The organism is Planococcus sp. CP5-4_YE (assembly GCF_019042655.1).
Classification (GTDB): domain Bacteria; phylum Bacillota; class Bacilli; order Bacillales_A; family Planococcaceae; genus Planococcus.
The window spans coordinates 25,276-46,330 of the sequence record NZ_JAHPZO010000002.1 but is presented as its reverse complement, the minus strand read 5'-3'; the positions used below and the strand labels follow the sequence as shown (position 1 = coordinate 46,330).

The following is a 21,055-nucleotide window of genomic DNA, read 5'->3' as shown; positions in this document are numbered from 1 at the left end:
ATAATGAAATCATAGGAGGCGATGGATTATGGCGTGGAAAAGTTATCAATTTGACGACTTCACAGCACAAGCATTATACAATATATTAAAGCTTCGTGTCGAAGTATTTGTGGTGGAACAGAATTGCCCGTACCCGGAATTGGACGGGTTGGATGAAGTTTCAACCCACATGGTATATGAAGAAGATGGCGAGGTGCTTGCCTATGCCCGGCTTGTGCCGGCAGGGAAGAAATACGATGCGCCATCGATCGGCCGCGTTATCGTCCGCAAAGAGGCGCGCGGACGCGGACTGGCAAAAGAACTCCTCGAGCGATCGATTCGCTATATTGACGAACAATGGAAAGAACCCGAAATCCAATTGCAAGGACAAGTGTATCTGAAAGAGTTTTATGGCTCATTCGGTTTCGAAGCGATTTCAGAGATTTACAATGAGGACGGAATTCCACATATCGACATGAAGCGATATGCGGCTGAAACAGCTGGGTGATTCATGATTAGCTTTGGCCGATTAGGGTAAACAAAACATAATAAGAAAACAAAAAGGAGTGCTGCAAATGGCTAGGAAAAAAGGTGGCGGCAGAGGCCTGCTTTTAGCAGGTCTGGCAGCCGGTGCATACGCATATTTCAAAAAACCGGAAAACCGCGAGAAAGCAACTGTTGCATTTAATGACGTGAAAGCGAAGGTGAATGAGTATATGGAATCTCAAAACTTGGATCAGAACAAAGACCAGCAAGACCAAAAGAGCGAAGGCCTGGACAAGACCGACCTGCAGGAAAACAAGATGACGGCTGAAGGCGGCACACAAGCGACTGTCCAGTATTACAATGAGAAAGAGCAGAAAGAAAAGAAAGAAGATAAGGACGACGCTAAGCTTTCTTCAAACGATAACAGTGAAGAAAAATCAGAGAATACGGATTCGGTTTCATCTGAACCGCGTTTGAATACAGATAAGCTATAAATCTTTAAAAGACCGCCCCGGCACAGATGCCTGGGCGGTCTTTTTCATTGCCGAGAAAATCAGCGTTCGAGCGTTAGCCAATTGGCCAAGGCGATCGATAGCAGTAGAGAGCCGCTGAACAGGAAGCCGCCGTCTGCAGTGAGTGCCAAAGCCCCAGTGACGCCGGAACCTGCGACGACACCGATGGAGAAAAAGGCATAAAAATATCCGTAAGCACGTCCTCTTGATGTGGGTTCTGTGGCATCGATCAATAAGGAATTGATCGAAGGGAACAAAAGTGCGAAACCGAATCCGTACGTACACATCGCCGCATACAGCAGCGGTTCTGTCGAGATATTGGAAAGTACAAACAGCGAAGTGCCCATGACGGCAAAGCCGATAATTAGAGTGATGATCGGGCGCACGGTATCGAACAGCCGATTGATCGGCAATAGGAAGACCAGGATGGCTGACAAGCCGAATGCGCTTAGCAATAAGCCGCTCAGCTGAGTGGGAAGCCCGAGCGCCTCCACTTTCAGCGGCAGCATATAAGCGAGCACGCCTTGTGAAAACATCAAGAAGAACGCGCCTGAAAACGAACGCCAAAGCCCTGCGTTCCATTGAAAAGCTTGGCGTTTAGCAGACGAACTATCCGCTGGCTTATTCACTTGATGCCTCCGCAACAGAAAGAACGCAGCAATCGCGAGCAAGCCGATCAAGGTGCCGGTGACGGCCATAGTTTCTGGGACGCTGCCGTGGCTTGTATAAATTGCTCCGTAAGCGGGGCCGATGATTGCTGCAAGCCCAACGAAGGCGCCGGAAATCGCTGCATTTTTACCGCGGCGGCTGTGGTCGGTACGGTTCGCTAAATAAGTGAACGCAGCCGGCACCGTCAATCCGGCCGCTAAGCCATGTAGGAAGCGGATGGCGAGGAGGCTGTAAGGTCCATCTGCCAAGCCGTAGATGAACAGCGCGGCACTTGTCGAAGCAAGGGCCGTCAGTAAGATGGCAAAGGGCCCTTTGCGGTCGGAGAAGATGCCTGAGATGATATTGCCGAATGTATTCGACAATGAATACATTCCGACGGCTAGGCCTGCCAAAAACGGACCAGCGCCAAGTGACAGGGCAAACGGGCTGATGATCGGCAATTGTGCAAATAAATCAAAAAACGCGAAGAAGATGATAAGATAAATGAAAAAGCGCAAAGGGGTCCCCAACTTCCTTTAAGATGTAGTGATGTGCGGCACTTCAAGCTTGGCCGGCGCCCGGATAAAAAGAAATAATCGCGGCAAGGTGGATTATATTCCGCATCGTTTTGGGTATTGAAACACATGACCTTATTATAGCACCGGAGGGAAAAAGATGAAAAAAGCGATGTTCATTTGGAACCCTTCCTCAGGGAAGGAACAAGCGGCAGAGTATAAAGACTTTGCGGAAAAGACTTTAACAGAAATGGGCTACGAAGCCGATACACGTGAAACGACGGGACCTGGCGACGCTACAGATTTTGCTGAGGAAGCCTGTGAAAAACGCTATGATCTTGTCGTGGCGATGGGCGGCGACGGAACGCTCAACGAAGCGGTATCGGGTTTGGCGGAAAAAGAACATGAACCGCTTTTCGGATTGGTTCCGCTCGGCACGGTCAATGACTTTGCACGTGCACTCGGCATCTCATTGGATCCGGAAGAAGCGATTGAAGGCTTGAAAACAGGGCGTGAAAAACGTGTAGACATCGGAAAAGTCGGCGATCAATACTTCATGAATATCCTGGCGATCGGTGAAATCGCTGAATCGACTTATGAAGTGGAGCCTGAACAGAAAACCAAACTCGGGGCTTTCGCTTATTTCGTTGAAGGCGTCAAAGCAGCCACTTCCGATGAAGTCACTACATTCGTCATCGAGCACGACCACGGCACTTGGGAAGGCGAGGCAAAGCTCGTTCTTGTGGCATTGACCAATTCGGTGGGTGGTTTTGAAAAGCTTGCGCCGGAAGCATTGACCGATGACGGCTTGCTTCATTTGTATATAGTCGAAAACGCTGCGCTTCCGGCATTTGTCCGTATGGCCACTGCTTTGGTGCGTGGCAAATTCGAGGAAGACCGTTCGGTTGAAGCCATCCATACGACGCGGGTCTCTATACGGACGAGTGAACCTCTGTCTTGTAATATCGATGGCGATGAAGGCAGTACCACGCCATTCGACATTGAAATCATGCCACGCCACATCCGTGCGGTCGTTCCTGGGGAAACCGACCAATAATTGATGCTAGGTGGCTGATCGGATATACATGCAGTACAGAACAGGCCGTGAATCAGCGACGGCCTGTTTTGATTTTTTGTAAAAACATTGGAAATTGGAACTTTTTCGTCGCTGAAACGTACAGTTAAGTGTATAATTGGCTTTAACTGTTACTGATGTCATATGTTTGAAAGATAAATTAGCTCAATTTACTTAAAAACTTGTAAATTTATCTGTAAAACGCTATTATTATTATTTATTCAAGCAGTTCATTAAATGAATAAGTTCGTTAAATTTTTTACATAGAAAGCCGGGGAGAAGATGAATATACTTGAAACGCCATCCATTCAGGAAACTATTTCCAGAATCTTTATGAACGAAACAGAAAATGTCGCGCAGCTGGAGGGGCTGGAGCGGTTTTTTGAAGTGGAGACTCAATTGATGCACGAAATTCATAATTTAGAGAAAGATCGTGCCAAAGAAACATTGCGTGAATTAATCGATATGCTTGCCCTTCACGCAGGAAAAGACATTATCCGCACTGTTCGCAATTACTACATCATTTTATCATCCGTTATGGCACGCAAATTGTATGAGATGCGCGTCCCGCCGAAAAAAGCATTCGCTTTCAACGCGGCTTGTGTCGAATTGGTCGATAAGCATATGAATGATTCGGAATTCATGTATGTTGCCGATGAACTGATCGAGTTTTTCACATCGATCATCTCGGAACGTAAACAGCCGTCATTCGGTCACCAAACCGTTAACAAAGTGGTCATTTTCATTAACGATGAAGTTGAGCGTGATCTGTCGGTGGAAGAAATCGCTAAACACTTCAATATTTCTACCAGCCATCTGTCGCGTATTTTCCGCGAGCATGCAGGGATTACACTGGTGGAGTACTTGAACGTGCGCCGCGTGGAAGAATCGCAATATTATTTGCGCCATTCAAATAAAGGGATTTCGGAAATTTCCAAGCAATTCCACTTCTGTAACCAGAGCTATTTCACGCGGATCTTCAAAAAGTATACAACGGTGACGCCGAAGCAATTCCGCGACAGCCAGCATATTCCTTATTTCCGCTATACTTTGCCAAACGCCAAATAAAGGAGAAGATATTCTCCTTTTTTTCTATGCCTAACTTTCGTCACAAGAAAAGAAAAAAGCAGCCAGCCTCGGGACCGTGCATTGAATTTTTGCGCCTATATCGTTATACTTCTTAGTAGTCCAAAAAGGTGAAGGTGACAAACGTGAAAAAGAAACTTACATTACTGCTCATGCTTGCGGCAACGATCGCTTTCTTGAGCGGCTGTTCAGCAGTTGAAAACAAAGAAGGTTTTTTCTACTCGATTTTTGTAGCGCCATTTGATTTCTCGCTCGATTATTTAGGAAACCTCTTCGGAGGAAGCTACGGCATGGCGATTGTGGTCATCACAATCATCATCCGTCTCGTCTTGATGCCATTCATGCTGCGTACCTATAAACGCCAACAAGGCATGAAAGTGAAGATGGATTCGATGCGCCCGGAAATGGAAGACATCCAGAAGCGCTTGAAGGAAACGAAAGATAAAGAAGAGCAAATGAAGCTCCAACAGGAAATGATGGGGCTTTACAAAAAGCATGACGTCAATCCGCTCAATATGGGCTGCTTGCCGGTCGTCATCCAGATGCCGATCATCATGGGCTTGTATTTTGCTATTCTTTATTCACCAGATGTTCGATCGCATGAATTTCTTTGGTTCAATCTTGGCTCGCCCGATATTATCATGACCTTGATTGCGGGAGCTGTGTATTTCTTCCAAGCCAGAGTGTCGCTATGGACTATGCCGGAACAGCAGCAAAAACAGATGAAATTTTTCATCTACCTGTCTCCGATCATGATCATGTTCATTTCGTTCACATCAATGGCTGCATTGCCTGTGTACTGGGCAGTTGGCGGGATCTTGTTGATCATCCAAACATTCATCGGCCGGAAATTTTATTCGGCGCATCCAGAAAAAGCCTTGGAAGCCGTGGAAGAGACAGAAACAGCAGAAAAGAAAAAATAACCAAAAAAGCCGGCGCAATCGCCGGCTTTTTTTTCAGGAGAGATTAGTGATGAACCCGAAAATTTTGCAAGGCGTCTTGATTTTACTACTCAGCATCTTGGCGATCGTCTTCTTGTTCATGGGCAGTATGGAAATCGCTGTATTGTTCATGACGCTCCTGTTCGTCTTGACGAACACATTCCGCTATAAGCAAATGAAAGAATTGGGCATGGCCCGTGAAGCAAGATGGACAAAGGGTATGGCGATACTCTTTGCCGTGTTGTTCGTCGTCGTCTTAATTGTAATCTTTATCTAGAAAAAACAGCACAGGCTAATTAGCCTGTGCTGTTTCTGTATGATGGTGTTTATCTTTTTTGCGTTCTTCCAGAAGAAAGTCCAACTGACTCATGAGGGTCAGCAGGTCATGCTTTGATATTTCTTTCAAAATTCCCAGCTCCCTTAACAGTTATGCCGAATTATTCGGCGCAATGGCGGCCGTTAAGGGGGTCGGAACGTTATTTTTAAATATTTTTAATAAGCAAAACGTTTGCGTGTCAACAACACCAGTACCACGGCTGGGAACGAAGACGCCGCCATCCCGAGGAATGAATAGCCCGGCGCGATTTCGTATAGATAGCCTCCAGCGAAAGTCAACAATGCGACGCTCAAGCTCATGCCGAGTGCAGCATACATGCCCTGAGCCGCTGGGATATTGATCGGGTCGAGCTTTTTGAAGATATAGCGGATAAAGGCGAAGTGCGCGACGCCGAAAGACAAAGCGTGAAGCGTTTGCGCCAAGATAAACACCCACACCGATGGAAATAGGAAAATCAAAATCCAGCGAACGGTTGAGCCGATGCCTGCCAGCAGGAACATCGACGACACCGACCATTTCTCGAATAGTGTATCGGCTTTGACGAAAAAGACGATTTCAAAAATTACGGCTACATTCAAAATCAGGCCGATATAGAAACTGTTGACGCCGATATCCTGAAGGTAGATAAAGCCGTAATTGTAATAGGCTGCATGCGCTCCTTGCAGCAGGATGGATACCACTAGAATCGTCACAAAACCTTTCGATTTCAACAGTTCCGCTGTGGCGCTCGGCCCTTTCTTCGTTCTTGGTGCCGTCCTTGATTGCAGCGGAACAGGAGAAGCGAGCGATTGCGTGACCGCCATGAACAGTAAGCCTAGAAGCATAATCCATAAAATCGCCGTTTCCTGCCAGATGGCGGTAGCTGCCCCGACAATCAATAAAGCAATCGTATAACCGAGCGAGCCATAGGATCGGCTTTTGCCGTAATGGATGCGGTCGGTCTGCATCAGCACGGTTGCGCCGCTTTCCATTGCAGGCAATAGATTCGGATAGATAAAGCTGAAAGCGAACGTGATGATGAACAGCAAAGTGTAGGAATTTGCCGGGATATAGAATGTCATTACGAGAAATGAGGCGATTGCAAGGAGCTGCATCAGTCGTCCAAGCGAGAACAGCCTTGTCAGGAGCGGGAAGAAAAACAAAGTCGATAGTGACCGCGCGACCATGCCGGTCCCCATGATGACACTTGCTGCCGATACACTCAAGCCTTTCTCATTTGTCAGCCAGCCTGTCCAGTAAGGCAAAAAGACGCCCCATGTAAAGAAAAACGCAAAAAAGTTCAACGATAGCCATTTTTGATTGTGCATGAATAAATCTCCACTCTTTTCCAGAAGTCTGATTAAAGTATACCGAAATATTTTCGCGCCAGGGGAATTTTTGGGAAGAAAATGATAGAATAGAAAAGGAATTGACAGGAAAGTTGGCCAGCCCATGAAACCCACAAATAAGAAAAAAGAGTTCGACAAGAAATTTTATATAAAATGGATGGTGATCGCAATGACAGCAATCTGGGCAGCAATTGCCGCGGTTTGGCTCTCTATGCATAACTGGGATACAGAAGATAGCATGCAAGCATTGGCACAGGCCTTTACCGAACAGCCGGCAGAAACTGAGCAGCAAGAGCAAGCTCCAGCAGAACAGGAGGAACCGGCAGTGGAAGAAGAGCAAGAAGTGACGGAAGAAACCGAACAGCCTGAAGCACAACCGGAAGAGCAGCCGGAAGCGGAAACGCCTGCACCTGCACCGAAAGACGCCACTGTCTATCCGGATATCGATCAATTGCCATCAGAACCGACTATCGTGAATGGCATCTTGCTGGCGAATAAACAGTACCCGCTGCCAGAAACCTATGCACCGGGCGAAAATGCGGAGGCTCGTGCAGCATTTGATTCGATGGCACAAGCTGCCGCTTCGGACGGGCTGCAGTTGGTCGCCTTTAGCACATACCGCGAATTTGCACGCCAAAAACAACTATACGAAGGCTATGTTGCCAAAGACGGACAGGAAGCGGCCGACCGCTATAGCGCACGCCCTGGCTACTCTGAGCACCAGACTGGCCTCGCTTTTGACATCGGTGAAGCCGGCCAGGAACAACACTGGGCATCTGCATCATTCGGTGACACGGCAGGGGGCAAATGGGTAAAAGAAAATGCCCACAATTACGGCTTCATCCTGCGCTATCCGCAAGGAAAAGAACAGATCACCGGCTATATGCACGAATCTTGGCATTTCCGCTATGTCGGAAAAGAAGCCGCCACCGCGATCTACAACCAAAACATCACCTTGGAAGAATATATCGGAATATAAACAACAACCGAATAACAGAACCGGCCGTTTTCCTGAAAGGGAGAGCGGCCGTTTTTTTTATTGGATATTATGTGTGAGGAAGTGTCACTGTTAGTTGGTTTCATCCACTGGCGGGGATACTTAGCTGGGCTTGATAGTGAGATGGCTCGGCCGTTGATTATTTCATTGTGAAGCAATCGCCTCCCGCTTGGGGCAAGCCTTTCGCAATAAGCCAAGAAGGGCACTTGTCTTATTGCTTCGGCTCGCCCGTGTGCGCGGTTCGGCTTTAAGATTTTATTGGATATTGGGTGCCAGGATGTGTCGCTGTTAGTTGGTTTCATCCGCTGGTGGCATCGCTTATTTAGACTTGATAGTTATGAAATTGCTGTGGTTATTTAATTTGGATTTACGAAGCTGACCAAAATTTTTTATAATTACTTCAATGTGTGATGAATTTCATTTCCTCTCTAAAACTAGAGATGGAGCGGAAAGGGGCCGACGCCGGAGGGACCGCGCGGGCTGGCGAGACAAATGTGCCGCTCTCTTTGCGGCACATTGGCTCAACACCCGCCCCTCGGCAAGCGTGCCCCTTGCAGCGTAATCTCTCCCATATACTTTTTATATCATTATTAATGCAAGAAGATCCCTTAGTACATACAACTCACCAAACGAAAAAAACGCCCCTTCCATATGGAAAGGGCGTTCACTGGTTTGATTAAAGAATCGGTGCCAGTAGGCGGGCGATGGATTCTTTCGATTTGATCATGCGGGTTCTCGCCATATACATCTCATAAGTCAGCTCTGATGATAATTCCGTATCCTGCCTGAACATATCCGCAAGTTCCATCGACACCTTCTCATCATAAATGAAGGCATTCACTTCAAAGTTCAACTTGAAGCTGCGGACATCGATATTCGCGGTCCCGACCGTTGACGCTTCGTCGTCAATGACAATCATTTTCGTATGCAGGAAGCCGTTATCGTAGATGAACACCCGAGCTCCTGCCCGCAACATCTGCCCTGCATAGGAATAGGTCGCCCAATAGACGAATGGGTGGTCCGGCTTGTTCGGGATCATGATGCGCACATCGATTCCAGACAGCGCCGCAATCCGGAGGGCGTCATAGAAACTCGCATCCGGAATGAAATAAGGTGTCTGGATGTAAATGTATTCGCGCGCCAAGTGGATCAGCTTTAAATAACCATCTTTAATCTGTTCCCATTCCTCGTCGGGGCCACTCGAGACAATTTGCAGAGAAGTCGTGCCATCGTTTGGCTGTACAGGAAAATACGCTTCATCATATTCGATATCTCGCCGTGCAGAAGCCTGGTTCCAGTCGAGGATAAAACGCGTCTGGAGCGGATACAGGGCATTACCTTCCAAGCGCAGATGCGTATCGCGCCAATAGCCGAAGCGGCGGTTGAGTCCGAGATATTCCTCCCCGACATTAAAGCCGCCGATATAGCCGACTTTTCCATCGATAATAGCGATTTTTCGGTGATTTCGATAGTTGAGCCGTGGATTGATGATCGGCATAATGGAAGGAAAGAACGTTTCCACTTCACCGCCGGCTGCTGAAAACTCCTTGAAATGGCGCTTGCTCAAACTGCGGGAGCCCATGTCATCGTAAAGTAAGCGCACCTTCACGCCTTCCCTTGCTTTAGCGAGCAAAGCGTCCATGATGCGATTGCCGAGCTGGTCCAGCCGGAAGATATAATATTGGATGTGGATGTGGTCTGTCGCCTGTTCGATATCACGGATCAAAGCATCGAATTTTTCCCGGCCATCGTTGAAGATTTTCACATGATTGTTTTGTGTCAATAACGCGCCGTTATTGCGCAAATGCAAGTAAATTAGATTGCTGTAATCCTTCGTGCTGACATCCTGAAAAGCGAAGGTGCCGTCATGGATTTCATTCATTTGATGGGCAATCAGGCTTTCGATTCCGATCCGTTTGCGTCCTTCTTCCCATTTAAAAAGCTTTTTTTGACGAAGCTTGCGGCCGAGCAACAGGTAGATGAAGAACCCGGCAATCGGAATGAAGAATAGCACCAATAGCCATGCCCAAGTGGAGGAAGCATCCCGGCGTTCCAGAAACACCAGCGCCGCTGCGAGGAAAATGTTCAAGATGAAGATTGCAGCAGTCAACACACTGATAATGGTGACGGTCATGGCCATTCTCCTTTGTGGATAATTGTTTATTGCTTCTAGTATAGACTAGTTGTGTAATTGAAAGAAAGGAAGAGTTAGATGGATGTTATTTCCTCACTATAAATTTTATTGTAATTAAACCCCTATTTATTTCATTGACTATAAAAAAACTGCACTCTACGGATGAGAGTGCAGTTTTATTTAACTGAGGCGTTCTTCTTCTTTCAATTGTTCAACAATGCCTTCGACTTCCTGGCGGCTCATCTTTTCCTTGCCGGATTTGAGCGCTTTTAAGGTGCTATGGGCCAGGGCGAGCGGAACTTTACAGAACATGAGGATGCGTTTGTTTTTGATGGATTTTACGTAGTGATCGGCTTGCGACAGGTTTTCCCTTGCGTAGCTGAACATATCGTCACGCGTCCAGCCATCTGGGACGAACGTGACGCCGCGCTCGTAATCTTCATCGTAATTGCGCAGCATGTTGACGGCCTGCAAACCGCGTCCGAACCCGATGGCGAGTTCTGTATCGGTTTCAGTGCCGTCATGCCATCTCCAAAGATCGGAAAGCATGACGCCGACGAGGCCGGCGACATAATACGTGTAATCGTCCAGGTCTTCACGCGTATGGATGACCCAATCTTTTTCGACCCACTTGGCCATGCCACCAGCCATGATGGCCGTCGACTCGAGCACTTTTCCGCGTATTTCGGGAGGACATACTTCGATCCAGTCGGGAAGCCGCATCGTCACGGAGGGCAAATAGTCCGCGTAGGGGGCGACAAGTGCCGCGTATTCCGTTTCGTCAATATCCGTTTCGAGCATATGTTGGATGGAGCGCAGAAGAGACGCTTTCACTTCAGCAGGAAGCTCGGGATGATCTTCAATTTCATCGATTGCGCGCATGCACAAATAGGCAGAGCCGACGGTTTTCTTCAGGACAGGATCCAAAAAGCTGATTGGAATGAAAAAGGTCCGGCTCGTTTGTTTCAGCATCGCGAGTGATTCTTTTTGCAGATTGGCGACTTTGCTCATCTTCAGTCCTCCTTTATGTAGAGTTTAAACGTGCTTATGTATGGGCGCGGCCCACTTGATTCGTAAAATGTCTTCCTTCTAAATATAAACGAAATGGCTGAAAAAACAAATGATTACCCATAGCACCATAAGAAAACCCTTCGGAAGAAACAAGTTCTCCAAAGGGTTCAGTCTACATGAAAATAGTTCCACGCTTCGTATATTCCGCCGGCACAATGGCGATTTGCACGGAAAATCAGCGGGTGCTCTTCGTGGGTTTTGAGTTCCGGCTGAGCGTTGCCGACGATGACGGAGGGGAAACCAAGCGTCAGCATTTCCAGGTCGTTTCCGGAATCACCTGCGACCAGCAGTTTAGCGTCTGAAATTTTATGGCGTTCCAACAAGTAGCGGAGGGACTGGCCTTTTCCGCTATTCGGAGGCAGGATATCGAGATCTTTGCCGCCGCTGAAGATCAGCTTATGGGGCACCTTTTCTGCTTCGAGCAGCTGGCGGAATTGGTCGACTGCCCGTGCATCCGTCACATGGTAAGAGCGCCGACTCTTCACAGGCAGATCCTGTGGGGTCAAGCCGTCGATTGCCTTCGCTACCTCTTCGATTTGGTTGGGGGCCCAATCGTCCATCAAATGGGCTTCCCAATTTTCGTCTTTTAGAAAACTGGTTCCCATATAGATTTCGGTTCCAACATCAGTGACGAGCGCTTGTGGAATCGGGAGGCCTTCATCCGCAATCAGCTGTTGTGCAGAAGCAAGATGGCGGCCGGTAATATAGATCAAGCCGACTTCGTAAGGCTGCTGTTCATAGAAATCCAGCAATTCCTCCAGCCCGGCTCTATCACCGACTAAGGTTCCGTCCAGGTCGGTCGCTAGCAAGTGTGTTGCTCCGTTCACGGATGATCACCTCATACAATGTATTTATTCTTTTTGAAATGCTGACCCAATTGAAATCTTTGCGCGCGATGCGCACGGCTTGGCGGCTAAGGCGTTCAACCAATAGTGAATTGACTGAAAGCACCTCCATGGCAATCGCCAAGTCGATTTCGTTCTGCGCATCGACCAGCAAGCCGCTGACGCCATCTTCGACCACGTTTTTCAAGCCGCCGACTTTCGAGGCGATGACTGGGCTGCCGCAAGCCTGCGCTTCAGCTGCTACCATCCCGAATGATTCGTAGAAGCTCGGAACGATGGTGGCGGTAGCTGAGTTGAATAGTAAGGCCAATTGTTCTTGGTTTTTCGGTCCGACAAAGCGGACGTGTTGTTCAATGCCTCTCACCGCTTTGCGCAGCTCAGGATCTTTTGGCAAACCTGTTTCCGTGTCGATGGCATCGGGTTCACCACCGGCGATCACTAATTCAGGCGTGTAGCGGTCGCCGCTTTTTTCTGCCAAAAGCTTGAAGGCTTTCAATAAAGTGAAAATGCCTTTTGTTGCTTCCAGACGTCCTGCGAAAACGAAGAGGGGGTCCTCGTAGCCAAATTTTTTCCGGATATGGTGTCGGCTGCCGCGGACGCGGAACGCTTCGTCGACTCCGATGGGGATTACTGAGATGGGAGAAGCAGCGGAAACGTTCTCTTTGATCACTTGTTTTTCTGTATTTGTCGTCGCAAGGATATGGTCGCTGTGGGCAAGTACAGTTTCTTCCGCTTTTTCGCGCCGCGCATCATGCGTGCCGGTCGCTTCTTCTTTTGCCCATCCAAGCGAGTGGGATGTATGGATATAAGGCAGCCCAAATTCTTCTTTGAGCTTTTTGCCGATCAATCCTGAAAGCCAATAATGGGTGTGGACAATATCGTATTTTGACAGCGGCAATAGCCGTTTCATTTCTTTATAAAATGCCGGAAGCATGGAGTACATTTCATTTTTCGAAACGAATCCTTTATAGCCGGCTTCTACACGAATTACACGGCAGCGTTCGCCGAAATGTTCAACTTGAGGGGCATTTTCATCGCACCAATGGGTCACGACATCCACCTGCCACCCTCTGCTTTCAAGAGCGAGTGCCAGTTGCTTGACGTAATTGTTTTGGCCGCCTGCTTGTTTTCCGCCGAGCTTTGCCAAAGGATCGCCATGGTCTGATACAAAAAGCACTTGTTTGGTCATTGTCGTTCATCTCCGTTCGTTAGTTCCTCCCCGAAAAAGGTGGGAGTGCATATTATATATACCCATAATTAGGAAACGCTAAACAGGATTTCTGAAAAGTTCCAAAACTTTTAGCGGTATTAAAAAAAGACGCCTTTAACAGCGTCCTTTAGCGTGGTCATTTTGTATGGACAAATTTTCCGTGGGAGGGGACGGCGACATCAGGGAAATGATCCGCCAGTTCAACCAGGCCTTTAGCCAAGGCTGAGCCTTTCATCGGTTTGCCGTGCCCGGTGGCGGCGAAGGAAGGTTTCAAGTCTGCGAGTTTGGATACCGACTCCCAAGCGGCGCGCCAATCGGTTGTTAAATACACGGGCGGGCCGTGCACTTGTTTTTTCTGGCGCATCACTTTATAAAGTGAATCCTGTTTGACCGTAACAAATGCATCCCCTGCGATCAAAACGCGGCCGACGTCCTTGAAGAACGAGACGTGGCCTTTCGTATGGCCGGGTGTATGCAGCCAGCGCCAATTCGGCAAATCAGGAATGCTCCCGTCTGCTGGAAGCTCGACCAAGTGCTCCGAAATATCGATGGCTTTTACCGGGAAAGTCTTGGACATTTTCGCGACCATTCCGCCTTCTACAGTAGAATCGGGCTCTGGATAATCTTCTTTTCCAGTCAAGTACGCGAATTCCTCGGGATGTGCATAGACCGGGACGGGATGCTTTTCAAGGATGTCGATGAGTGCGCCGACATGGTCGAAATGACCGTGCGTCAAAAGAATCGACTGCAATTGCTGATCCGGTCCGAAACGTTTTTCAGCTTCCTTTAAAATCTTTTCGGCCGAATGCGGCATGCCAGCGTCCACCAATACCCAGCGCGGGCTGATGGAAGGGTTCCCGATCAAGAAAACATTGGAGATTTTTGTCGTGTAGCAATACGTATCCGGAGCGATTTCGATGCCCGAGCCGCTGCGGATCGATGTCATCGGCATGATTGCCTCAGTTTCAGTGCTGCGTTCCATAAACATTGATTCCTCCTTAAAATTCGTCCGGTGGATTTTCTTCATATGACTGCTTTACCCGAAATGAAGATTTCCAATCCAGCCTGGCACAATTTGAGTCTCCTGCTGCGATTCGGTAGAATGTAAGGAAGATTGTTAAGGAAGCAAGGTGCAGAAAATGAAATCGATCATCATCATCGGCTCCGGCATCGTCGGGGCAAGTGCGGCATATTACGCAGCAAAAGCAGGGAATAGCGTCACATTGATTGACCGGGCGGACCGCGGCCAGGCGACGGGCGCGGCAGCAGGGATTGTGTGTCCGTGGATTTCCCAAAGGCGCAACCAGGCCTGGTACCGCCTCGCTTCAAACGGCGCCGCCTATTACCCGGTTCTCATTAAAGAACTCGAAGCACTCGGGGAGAAAGAGACCGGCTATAAGCAAGTGGGCATCGTCAGCATCCACGAAGAGTCGAAACTCGACAAAATGGAACAAAAAGCGCGCGAACGCCAAGCGGGATCACCAGAGATGGGCGAAATCAAAAGGCTGACGCCGGAAGAGACAAAAGCCAGGTTCCCATATGCCGGCGACCGTTACGGCTCTCTGTATGTCAGTGGGGCGGCGCGTGTCGACGGCAGCGCTATCCGTGATGCACTCATCCGTTCCGCCAAACAATTGGGAGTGACGGTCATTCAAGGTGACGCCAAACTGTTTATTGAAGCAGGACAGGCAACAGGTGTGGCAGTAAACGGTGAAAGTTTGAAGGCAGAGCGAATCATCTCAGCGGGCGGCGCGTGGGCGGCGGAACTGTTCAAACCGCTCGGGCTTCAATTGAAAGTTGTTCCACAAAAGGCGCAGATTTTGCATCTGCAGTCTGGCGAGTCGGGGACAGGCGACTGGCCGGTTGCGATGGTGCCTTTCGGCCAATACATCGTGCCGTTTGAAGATGGGCGCATCGTCGCGGGTGCCACCCACGAGAACAATGCTGGCTTTGACGCTAAACTGACCGCCGGCGGCATTTTTCACATCCTAGAGAAAACTTTGGACGTCGCGCCAGGACTCGCCGCAGCTGAGTTCACGGGCGCAGCCACTGGGTTCCGCCCGGCGACACTCAGCGCCTTGCCGTTCATCGGCCAAGTACCGGGGCAAACGAAGCTTTTTGCCGCCAACGCACTCGGTGCATCAGGGCTTACGGCGGGACCGTATCTCGGCATGCAGCTCGCGAAACTCGCCATTGGCGAAACACTGGATCTCGACATCAGCTTATATGATATTGAAGAAGCTTTCGAAGAAATTTAATAAGAAAAGGCAGGAGACCCGGGTCCCCTGCCTTTTCTGCATTCACGAATCAAAGCCCTGTCTCAATACTTGAAGAAGCGTTTGCTTGTTATTGCTTTGGCTTAATAATGCAGAGCATTACATCGGAAAGATAAGCTCTCACGTAGTTCGATCTTATCTTTCCTGCCGTTTTGATTATCAGTCCGCCTTGCCAAAAATTTTCCGATGTGTTTCCAAGATAAACTGTTTATACGGAAGGTCCGGCATCGGTTCGATCAATTCTTTTGCTTGTTGTGCATAGATTTTCGCTTGCTCATGCTCGCCTAATTGTTCATAGATCAAGGCCATATAGGCTTCTTTTTCGTAATGCATCGACAGGTCGTAAGGGTGCGGCATAAAGGGGTTCATGTGATGTTGTTTAAAGCAATCCAGTGCTTCAGCATAGTGTTTCATTCCATATAATGCTTTTCCTTTTTCCAAATAGTAATAATCGTCCATCCCCATTTGCTTACGGTTTTCTTCAAGCAAATGATCTGCTTTTTCATATTCGTGAGTGAATGAATTGAAATAATGGATTTCGATGGCATTGGCATAAGCGCTGATATCTTCGTCCTCTGAAAATTCGGCGAACAGCCGGAGTTTACCAATGTAATAGTTTTTGAGTTCCAAATCTCCTGCAAGCAAAGCTTCAAATCCTGCTAGGCGATACAGCGCATTAATTTGGTAGAAAATCTGATGTTTCTTAGAATACGTGATTGCCTCTTCCATCAGCCGGTGAGCATTCACTTTATCTCCAGTAGCGGAATACAGAATTGATTCGTAATAATCAAAGTCGAGTTTTTTTAACGGATCTAGTATACCTGTCTGCTCCTCAAACATCTTGCGAGATGCTTGCAAAGTCTCCAGTGCCTCTTCATACCTGCGCTCACTCAATTTCATCAGCGCACGGAACATGTGAAGGTCAGCGACAGAATTGATCAAATGCAGCTGTTCGTAAATCGTTTGGGCACGATCGAACGCCGGTTTCCAATCGAAACGTTTCGTGTGATAGCAGCAACGGCTGTAGATTTCAAGCAGCCGTGCAGATTCGTAGCGAAACGGCAGCTTGTCTACGTAAGGATGGATGCGTTCTACGATTTCCTCATATTCTGCTATCATTTTGTCTCCTGTACCGGCGATATTGCGATGTTTTTCTTCAATTTCATCGAGTAAAGCGCGAAGCTCTGCGGTCGGCATTTCCTGAAGCAATTCAGTCCGGTCAATCCCGAGCCGCTCTGCAATATAGGAAAGGCTTTCCATCGACGGATTTGCTTTATTGTTCTCAATCAAACTGAGCATGCCCTTCGACAGCTCATCTCCGGCAAGCGCCTGCAAAGTCAGGCCTTGTTCTTTTCGTATCTGTTTAATTCGTTCCCCCAAAGTTGCCATAAACTCACCTGCTTTTTCTATAATGTATTGTCTTGGTGCTGTTCTTTAGAGTATTTTATATCCATTGTAAATGAGTGCAACAATTAATGTCGCTTATCTGGAAAATAATAATGGTCATTTGTTTAATTATATTAAACTTTCTCTTGCATTGCGAATAAAAGCATGATATATTTTGTTTAATTAAATTAAACTTTTTGAAAAGGGAGCGAAAAACATGAACGAAGCGGGTAAAATCAAACAGGCTACGTACCATCTGTATACGTTCACCATCAGCAAATTGATTTCCACATTTGGCAGTTCGGTATACGCATTCGGCATCAGCCTCTACGTCCTAGCTTTGACCGGTTCCGCCGCCAGTTTCGCAATCAACTTAATCTGCAGCATTCTGCCACGGACTTTGCTAGCCCCATTTGCCGGTTATGTCGCGGATAATTACCCGAAAAAAGCCGTGGTGTTGCTGTCTCAGGCGGCGAGTGTCTTATCCGTCGGCGGGCTTTTACTCTACAGCTTGTCAAACGGCCTGTCGCTTACGGCAATCTACACGGCGACTGCATTGATTTCCGTCAGTTCCATGTTTACCAGCGTCGCCTTTTCCTCTGCCATTGCTAATTTGATCGATCCGGATCGCATCCAAAAAGCGATGGGTTATAACCAATCGGCACTTGCTATCGCGACGATCGGCGGTCCGGTCATCGGCGGCATGCTGTTCGGCTTCGTGTCGATGAATATCTTTCTGCTGATCCAAGTGATCGCCTATGCACTCGCAGCGATTCTAGAAGCGACGATGAATTTCCGGCTCTATACAAGACGCGTCGAAACGGACACGGCAGAAGACAAGCAAGGCGTCTGGCAGGGCATGAAGGAAGGAGCTGCCTATTTGCGGAAAAACCGCGTCATTACCGTCATCGTCACAACGGCTGTCGGATTGAATTTCTTCTTCTCCGCCTTGATGATTGGCTTGCCGTTCATCGCCGTCCAGCAATTAAAAGTACAAGCGACGCATTTCGGTTTCATCGAAGCGATGATTGCGCTCGGCATGCTGCTGGCATCGATTTATTTCTCGGTGCGCAAAGAAGTCAGATTCCCGCTGCAATTTTCCAAGCGTGCCATCCTTGTCATGTCGCTCTTGCTTGCGGCGGTCTCCCTGCCACTTATTGCCGGATTGTCTTATTGGGGCAATGTCATCTACTTGCTCGTCTTGATGCTGGCGTTCGGCATCTCCAATGTCTTCGTCAACACGCCAATCGGGGTCATGATGCAAAAAGACGTCGACGAAGAATATCGCGGCCGTGTCTTCGGTATCCTGGAATCAATGGCGATGGCCATGATGCCGCTCGGGTACTTACTGTTCGGTTTGCTTTACGACCTAGTACCGGCCGAATACGTGTTATGGGCTTGCAGTCTCTGCCTAGTGATCTTGACAGCTTACAGCATGCGCCCAGCCATCATCCGAGAAGCTTATCCAGAACTCGCAGAAAAACCGCTGCACAAAGTTTTATCCTGAATCCGAAACAGCCGACTTATTTTCATAAGTCGGCTGTTTTTTTGCGTAACGGTGATTCCATGTTTTAGGGAAACGGGGAAGGGGAAAAAGAAGGAGACATAAAACCCGAGAAAGGTGGAGATGCATAATGAAAGACAAAGTGGAAAAAGTGCCGGCGCAGCATCAGGAGCGTCAGCCCGGCTTTGAAAACGACATGAAACCGAGCCCAGATTACCAAGGGAATCTGGCAGGGGCCTCGCAGCGCTTGCCTGGTAAAGCCGCACTTGTAACCGGAGGCGATAGCGGAATCGGCCGAGCCATCGCTGTCGCTTTTGCAAAAGAAGGGGCAGACGTGGCGATTTCCTATCTGGATGAACACGAAGACGCAAAGGAAACGAAGCAACTGGTCGAAAAGGAAGGCCGCAAATGCTTGTTAATTGCTGGAGACATCGGCGATGAAGGATTTTGCCAACAAGTCATTTCACAAGTGATCGAGGAATTCGGAAAACTCGATGTGTTGGTAAACAATGCCGCAGAGCAGCATGTACAGGAATCGCTAAGGGATATCACGGCAGAGCAGCTGGAAAAAACATTCCGCACCAATGTCTTCAGCATGTTCCACCTGACAAAAGCCGCACTGGATCATCTGAAGCCTGGCGCATCGATCATCAATACCACATCGATCACCGCCTTCCGCGGCGAGCCAAGCCTTATCGATTATTCGTCCACCAAAGGCGCGATTCTAGCATTCACCCGTGCTTTGTCCGGATCGCTTGCAAAAGAAGGAATTCGAGTCAATGGTGTGGCACCCGGACCAATTTGGACCCCGCTCATTCCGGCTTCCTTCCCAGCGGAGGATGTCGAAAGCTTCGGAAGCGGCACGCCGCTCGGGCGGCCCGGGCAACCCGATGAACTGGCGCCAGGGTATGTATACTTGGCTTCCGACGATTCATCCTACGTCACCGGTCAAGTCCTTCATATAAACGGAGGCACGCCATATTAAGGATTTTCAGGCATTCAATCAGTCGAACTGATTGAATGCCTTTTTTATCCATAAATAAATTAATTTACAGGGAAGAGAGGTGCATGCGATGTCCGAGCAATTAATAACGCCGCTAAAGAAACCGATTTGGACATTGGCTGTGTTGAACTTAGCAGATGGTTTTTTGACTTATTGGGGGCTGCTGGCGGGAGCGATCGAAGAAGCAAACCCTTTGCTCAGCGGCTTGCCTCCGTTTGCGATTTTTACGCTTAAGCTGTTGTTGTCCGCTTGCCTTGCCGCGTTCCTCTTTACCCCGCTTGTACGGCTCGAATCCTGGGTCTGGCGCTATTTTCTTCTGGCAGCCAATTTTGTGTATATCAGTATATTATCGCTGCACATCATTTGGATTGCTTTATTGTATCTATAAAAAAATCCCCAGACAGCCGTGCTGTCTGAGGATTGGCTATGCCGGGGTCTGGCCGGCTTCTGGTTCTGTGAAGCGCAACGATTTTTTGGAAGCTTTGAATAGGACGATCAAGATGATGCTGAAAATGGCCAATCCGCCGGAAAGATAATAGATGGCGCCGGATTGCATGGTGAGTAGCCAAGTGAAAAACAGCGGGCCGATAATGCGCCCGAGGTTATCCATCGAATAGGTCATGCCGGCCGCTGTCCCATATTTGCCGCCCGCTTCTTTGGAAGTGAGCGAGACGAGCACAGTTCGCGCGAGGGCGTTGCCGGCGGTGAAGATGCTGAGTGCGACGCCGGCAAATACCAAGCTAGTCGTAAACGGCAACAGCACCAAGCCAAGAGCGGTGACGATCTGTGCACCGATGATCCATTGTGTTTCCGTCCCATTCTTTACGCGTCGGACAACACCGCCTTGGATAGCGGCATCCACAAAGCCTGAGGCCATGAACAAATAGCCCAGTTGAAGCGGAGTAATCTCAATTTGATCAATCTGGAACAATTGGAATGTAGATTCCAAGCCTGCGAGCAGGAATGTCACCATGAAAGAGAATACGAACAAATAACGGATGCGGTAATGCCAAAGCGTGCTGGCGCCTTTTGGTAGCAGCTTGCGTTTGACCGCTTCGCCTTTACGCACCGGTTCTTTCAAGACGATGCTTGCATAGACCATCAATAACAGCACGAGGACAGCTGAAGCGGTAAATGGCAAGGACAAAGAGACTGCTCCGAGCAAGCCGCCAATCGCCGGACCAAAAATAAAGCCGAGCCCGATCGACATGCCGAGAAGGCCCATGTATTTATTGCGTTCTTCATCTGTCGTGATGTCCGCGACATATCCCGTAACTGCCGTATAAAGCGCACCCGAGAACAAGCCGCCGATAACGCGCGACATGTACAGCAGGGTGAGATTATCGAGAAATAGCGAGAATAGGAAAAAACTGAGCGAGAATCCGGCAAGGCCGACCAAAATTAGCTTTTTGCGGCCGGTGCGGTCGGATAATCTTCCCCATAACGGCGCGGTGAAAAAGGACGATAGAGCATATATTGTAATTAATCCTCCAACATGGATGTCCGCATACCCTTGCTGGACGATCACCTCGGGGAGTATCGGGATGATCAAGCCGAAGCCAAGATAGACGAAAAATTGGACGGACATGAGCAATAAAATGGTTTTCTTCATAAAGGAATTCCTGCTTTCTGCAAAGACTGGTATTTTCATTTTACTCTTGTTTGCCACTCAGAACAACGGCAGCAGAAAAAAGATGGGCAACGAAAAAGCTCCCGCTTGCC

General features: G+C 48.5%; 20 protein-coding genes. 11 read left to right on the top strand and 9 right to left on the bottom strand.

Annotation, left to right across the window (positions count from 1 at the left end; genetic code table 11):
- Positions 1–28: 28 nt before the first annotated feature.
- Entirely contained in the window at positions 29–487 is a 459-nt protein-coding gene (locus KTG14_RS02635; RefSeq protein ID WP_216969169.1) for a GNAT family N-acetyltransferase, read from the top strand.
- A 67-nt stretch (positions 488–554) separates the two neighbouring features.
- Entirely contained in the window at positions 555–959 is a 405-nt protein-coding gene (locus tag KTG14_RS02630; protein WP_216969167.1) for a hypothetical protein, read from the top strand.
- Positions 960–1,018: 59 nt separating this feature from the next.
- On the opposite strand, the gene KTG14_RS02625 is transcribed toward KTG14_RS02630, so the two are convergent.
- Complete coding sequence (locus tag KTG14_RS02625; protein WP_216969165.1) at positions 1,019–2,143, bottom strand: MFS transporter; 1,125 nt, start codon at positions 2,141–2,143, stop codon at positions 1,019–1,021.
- Between the two features lie 157 nt (positions 2,144–2,300).
- On the opposite strand from KTG14_RS02625, the gene KTG14_RS02620 reads away from it, so the two are divergent.
- From KTG14_RS02620 to KTG14_RS02605, 4 genes are all read left to right on the top strand, one after another.
- The gene (locus KTG14_RS02620) at positions 2,301–3,197 is read left to right on the top strand and encodes a diacylglycerol/lipid kinase family protein (protein WP_216969163.1); all 897 of its coding nucleotides are present in this window, start codon (positions 2,301–2,303) and stop codon (positions 3,195–3,197) included.
- A 300-nt stretch (positions 3,198–3,497) separates the two neighbouring features.
- Complete coding sequence (locus KTG14_RS02615) at positions 3,498–4,283, top strand: helix-turn-helix domain-containing protein (RefSeq protein ID WP_068872033.1); 786 nt, start codon at positions 3,498–3,500, stop codon at positions 4,281–4,283.
- A 143-nt stretch (positions 4,284–4,426) separates the two neighbouring features.
- Complete coding sequence (yidC, locus tag KTG14_RS02610) at positions 4,427–5,224, top strand: membrane protein insertase YidC (protein ID WP_216969160.1); 798 nt, start codon at positions 4,427–4,429, stop codon at positions 5,222–5,224.
- Positions 5,225–5,273: 49 nt separating this feature from the next.
- Positions 5,274–5,519, top strand: a complete 246-nt coding sequence (locus tag KTG14_RS02605; protein ID WP_216969158.1) for a hypothetical protein — start codon at positions 5,274–5,276, stop codon at positions 5,517–5,519.
- 215 nt (positions 5,520–5,734) lie between these two features.
- Here the strand turns inward: KTG14_RS02605 and KTG14_RS02600 are convergent, their stop codons facing one another.
- Positions 5,735–6,886, bottom strand: a complete 1,152-nt coding sequence (locus KTG14_RS02600) for a 3-phenylpropionate MFS transporter (RefSeq protein ID WP_216969156.1) — start codon at positions 6,884–6,886, stop codon at positions 5,735–5,737.
- Positions 6,887–7,010: 124 nt separating this feature from the next.
- On the opposite strand from KTG14_RS02600, the gene KTG14_RS02595 reads away from it, so the two are divergent.
- On the top strand, positions 7,011–7,886 hold the full coding sequence (locus KTG14_RS02595; protein ID WP_254177949.1) for a M15 family metallopeptidase: 876 nt from the start codon (positions 7,011–7,013) through the stop codon (positions 7,884–7,886).
- 694 nt (positions 7,887–8,580) lie between these two features.
- On the opposite strand, the gene cls is transcribed toward KTG14_RS02595, so the two are convergent.
- The 5 genes from cls to KTG14_RS02570 form a co-directional block, all read right to left on the bottom strand.
- Positions 8,581–10,038: a cardiolipin synthase gene (gene cls, locus KTG14_RS02590; RefSeq protein WP_216969154.1), complete on the bottom strand. Its 1,458-nt coding sequence runs from the start codon at positions 10,036–10,038 to the stop codon at positions 8,581–8,583.
- 180 nt (positions 10,039–10,218) lie between these two features.
- Complete coding sequence (locus KTG14_RS02585) at positions 10,219–11,049, bottom strand: squalene/phytoene synthase family protein (RefSeq protein ID WP_216969152.1); 831 nt, start codon at positions 11,047–11,049, stop codon at positions 10,219–10,221.
- Between the two features lie 167 nt (positions 11,050–11,216).
- A complete protein-coding gene (locus KTG14_RS02580; protein ID WP_308462004.1) occupies positions 11,217–11,936 on the bottom strand; it encodes an HAD-IIB family hydrolase in 720 nt (239 codons plus the stop codon).
- Positions 11,881–13,143: a glycosyltransferase gene (locus KTG14_RS02575; protein WP_216969149.1), complete on the bottom strand. Its 1,263-nt coding sequence runs from the start codon at positions 13,141–13,143 to the stop codon at positions 11,881–11,883. The genes KTG14_RS02580 and KTG14_RS02575 overlap by 56 nt, the downstream gene beginning before the upstream one ends.
- 157 nt (positions 13,144–13,300) lie before the next feature.
- Positions 13,301–14,146, bottom strand: a complete 846-nt coding sequence (locus KTG14_RS02570) for an MBL fold metallo-hydrolase (protein ID WP_216969147.1) — start codon at positions 14,144–14,146, stop codon at positions 13,301–13,303.
- 157 nt (positions 14,147–14,303) lie between these two features.
- Between KTG14_RS02570 and KTG14_RS02565 the strand changes: the two genes are divergently transcribed.
- A complete protein-coding gene (locus KTG14_RS02565) occupies positions 14,304–15,422 on the top strand; it encodes an NAD(P)/FAD-dependent oxidoreductase (protein WP_216969684.1) in 1,119 nt (372 codons plus the stop codon).
- A 177-nt stretch (positions 15,423–15,599) separates the two neighbouring features.
- Here the strand turns inward: KTG14_RS02565 and KTG14_RS02560 are convergent, their stop codons facing one another.
- Positions 15,600–16,829, bottom strand: coding sequence for a helix-turn-helix domain-containing protein (locus KTG14_RS02560; protein ID WP_216969145.1), 1,230 nt, complete (start codon positions 16,827–16,829; stop codon positions 15,600–15,602).
- Positions 16,830–17,043: 214 nt separating this feature from the next.
- On the opposite strand from KTG14_RS02560, the gene KTG14_RS02555 reads away from it, so the two are divergent.
- The 3 genes from KTG14_RS02555 (at position 17,044) to KTG14_RS02545 (ending at position 19,721) form a co-directional block, all read left to right on the top strand.
- The gene (locus KTG14_RS02555; RefSeq protein ID WP_216969143.1) at positions 17,044–18,333 is read left to right on the top strand and encodes an MFS transporter; all 1,290 of its coding nucleotides are present in this window, start codon (positions 17,044–17,046) and stop codon (positions 18,331–18,333) included.
- 127 nt (positions 18,334–18,460) lie between these two features.
- Positions 18,461–19,315 (top strand): SDR family oxidoreductase, encoded by an 855-nt coding sequence (locus KTG14_RS02550; protein WP_216969141.1) that lies wholly within the window; start codon positions 18,461–18,463, stop codon positions 19,313–19,315.
- An 88-nt stretch (positions 19,316–19,403) separates the two neighbouring features.
- Complete coding sequence (locus tag KTG14_RS02545) at positions 19,404–19,721, top strand: DUF5658 family protein (RefSeq protein WP_216969139.1); 318 nt, start codon at positions 19,404–19,406, stop codon at positions 19,719–19,721.
- Positions 19,722–19,757: 36 nt separating this feature from the next.
- Here the strand turns inward: KTG14_RS02545 and KTG14_RS02540 are convergent, their stop codons facing one another.
- The gene (locus KTG14_RS02540; protein ID WP_216969137.1) at positions 19,758–20,945 is read right to left on the bottom strand and encodes an MFS transporter; all 1,188 of its coding nucleotides are present in this window, start codon (positions 20,943–20,945) and stop codon (positions 19,758–19,760) included.
- Positions 20,946–21,055 lie beyond the last annotated feature (110 nt).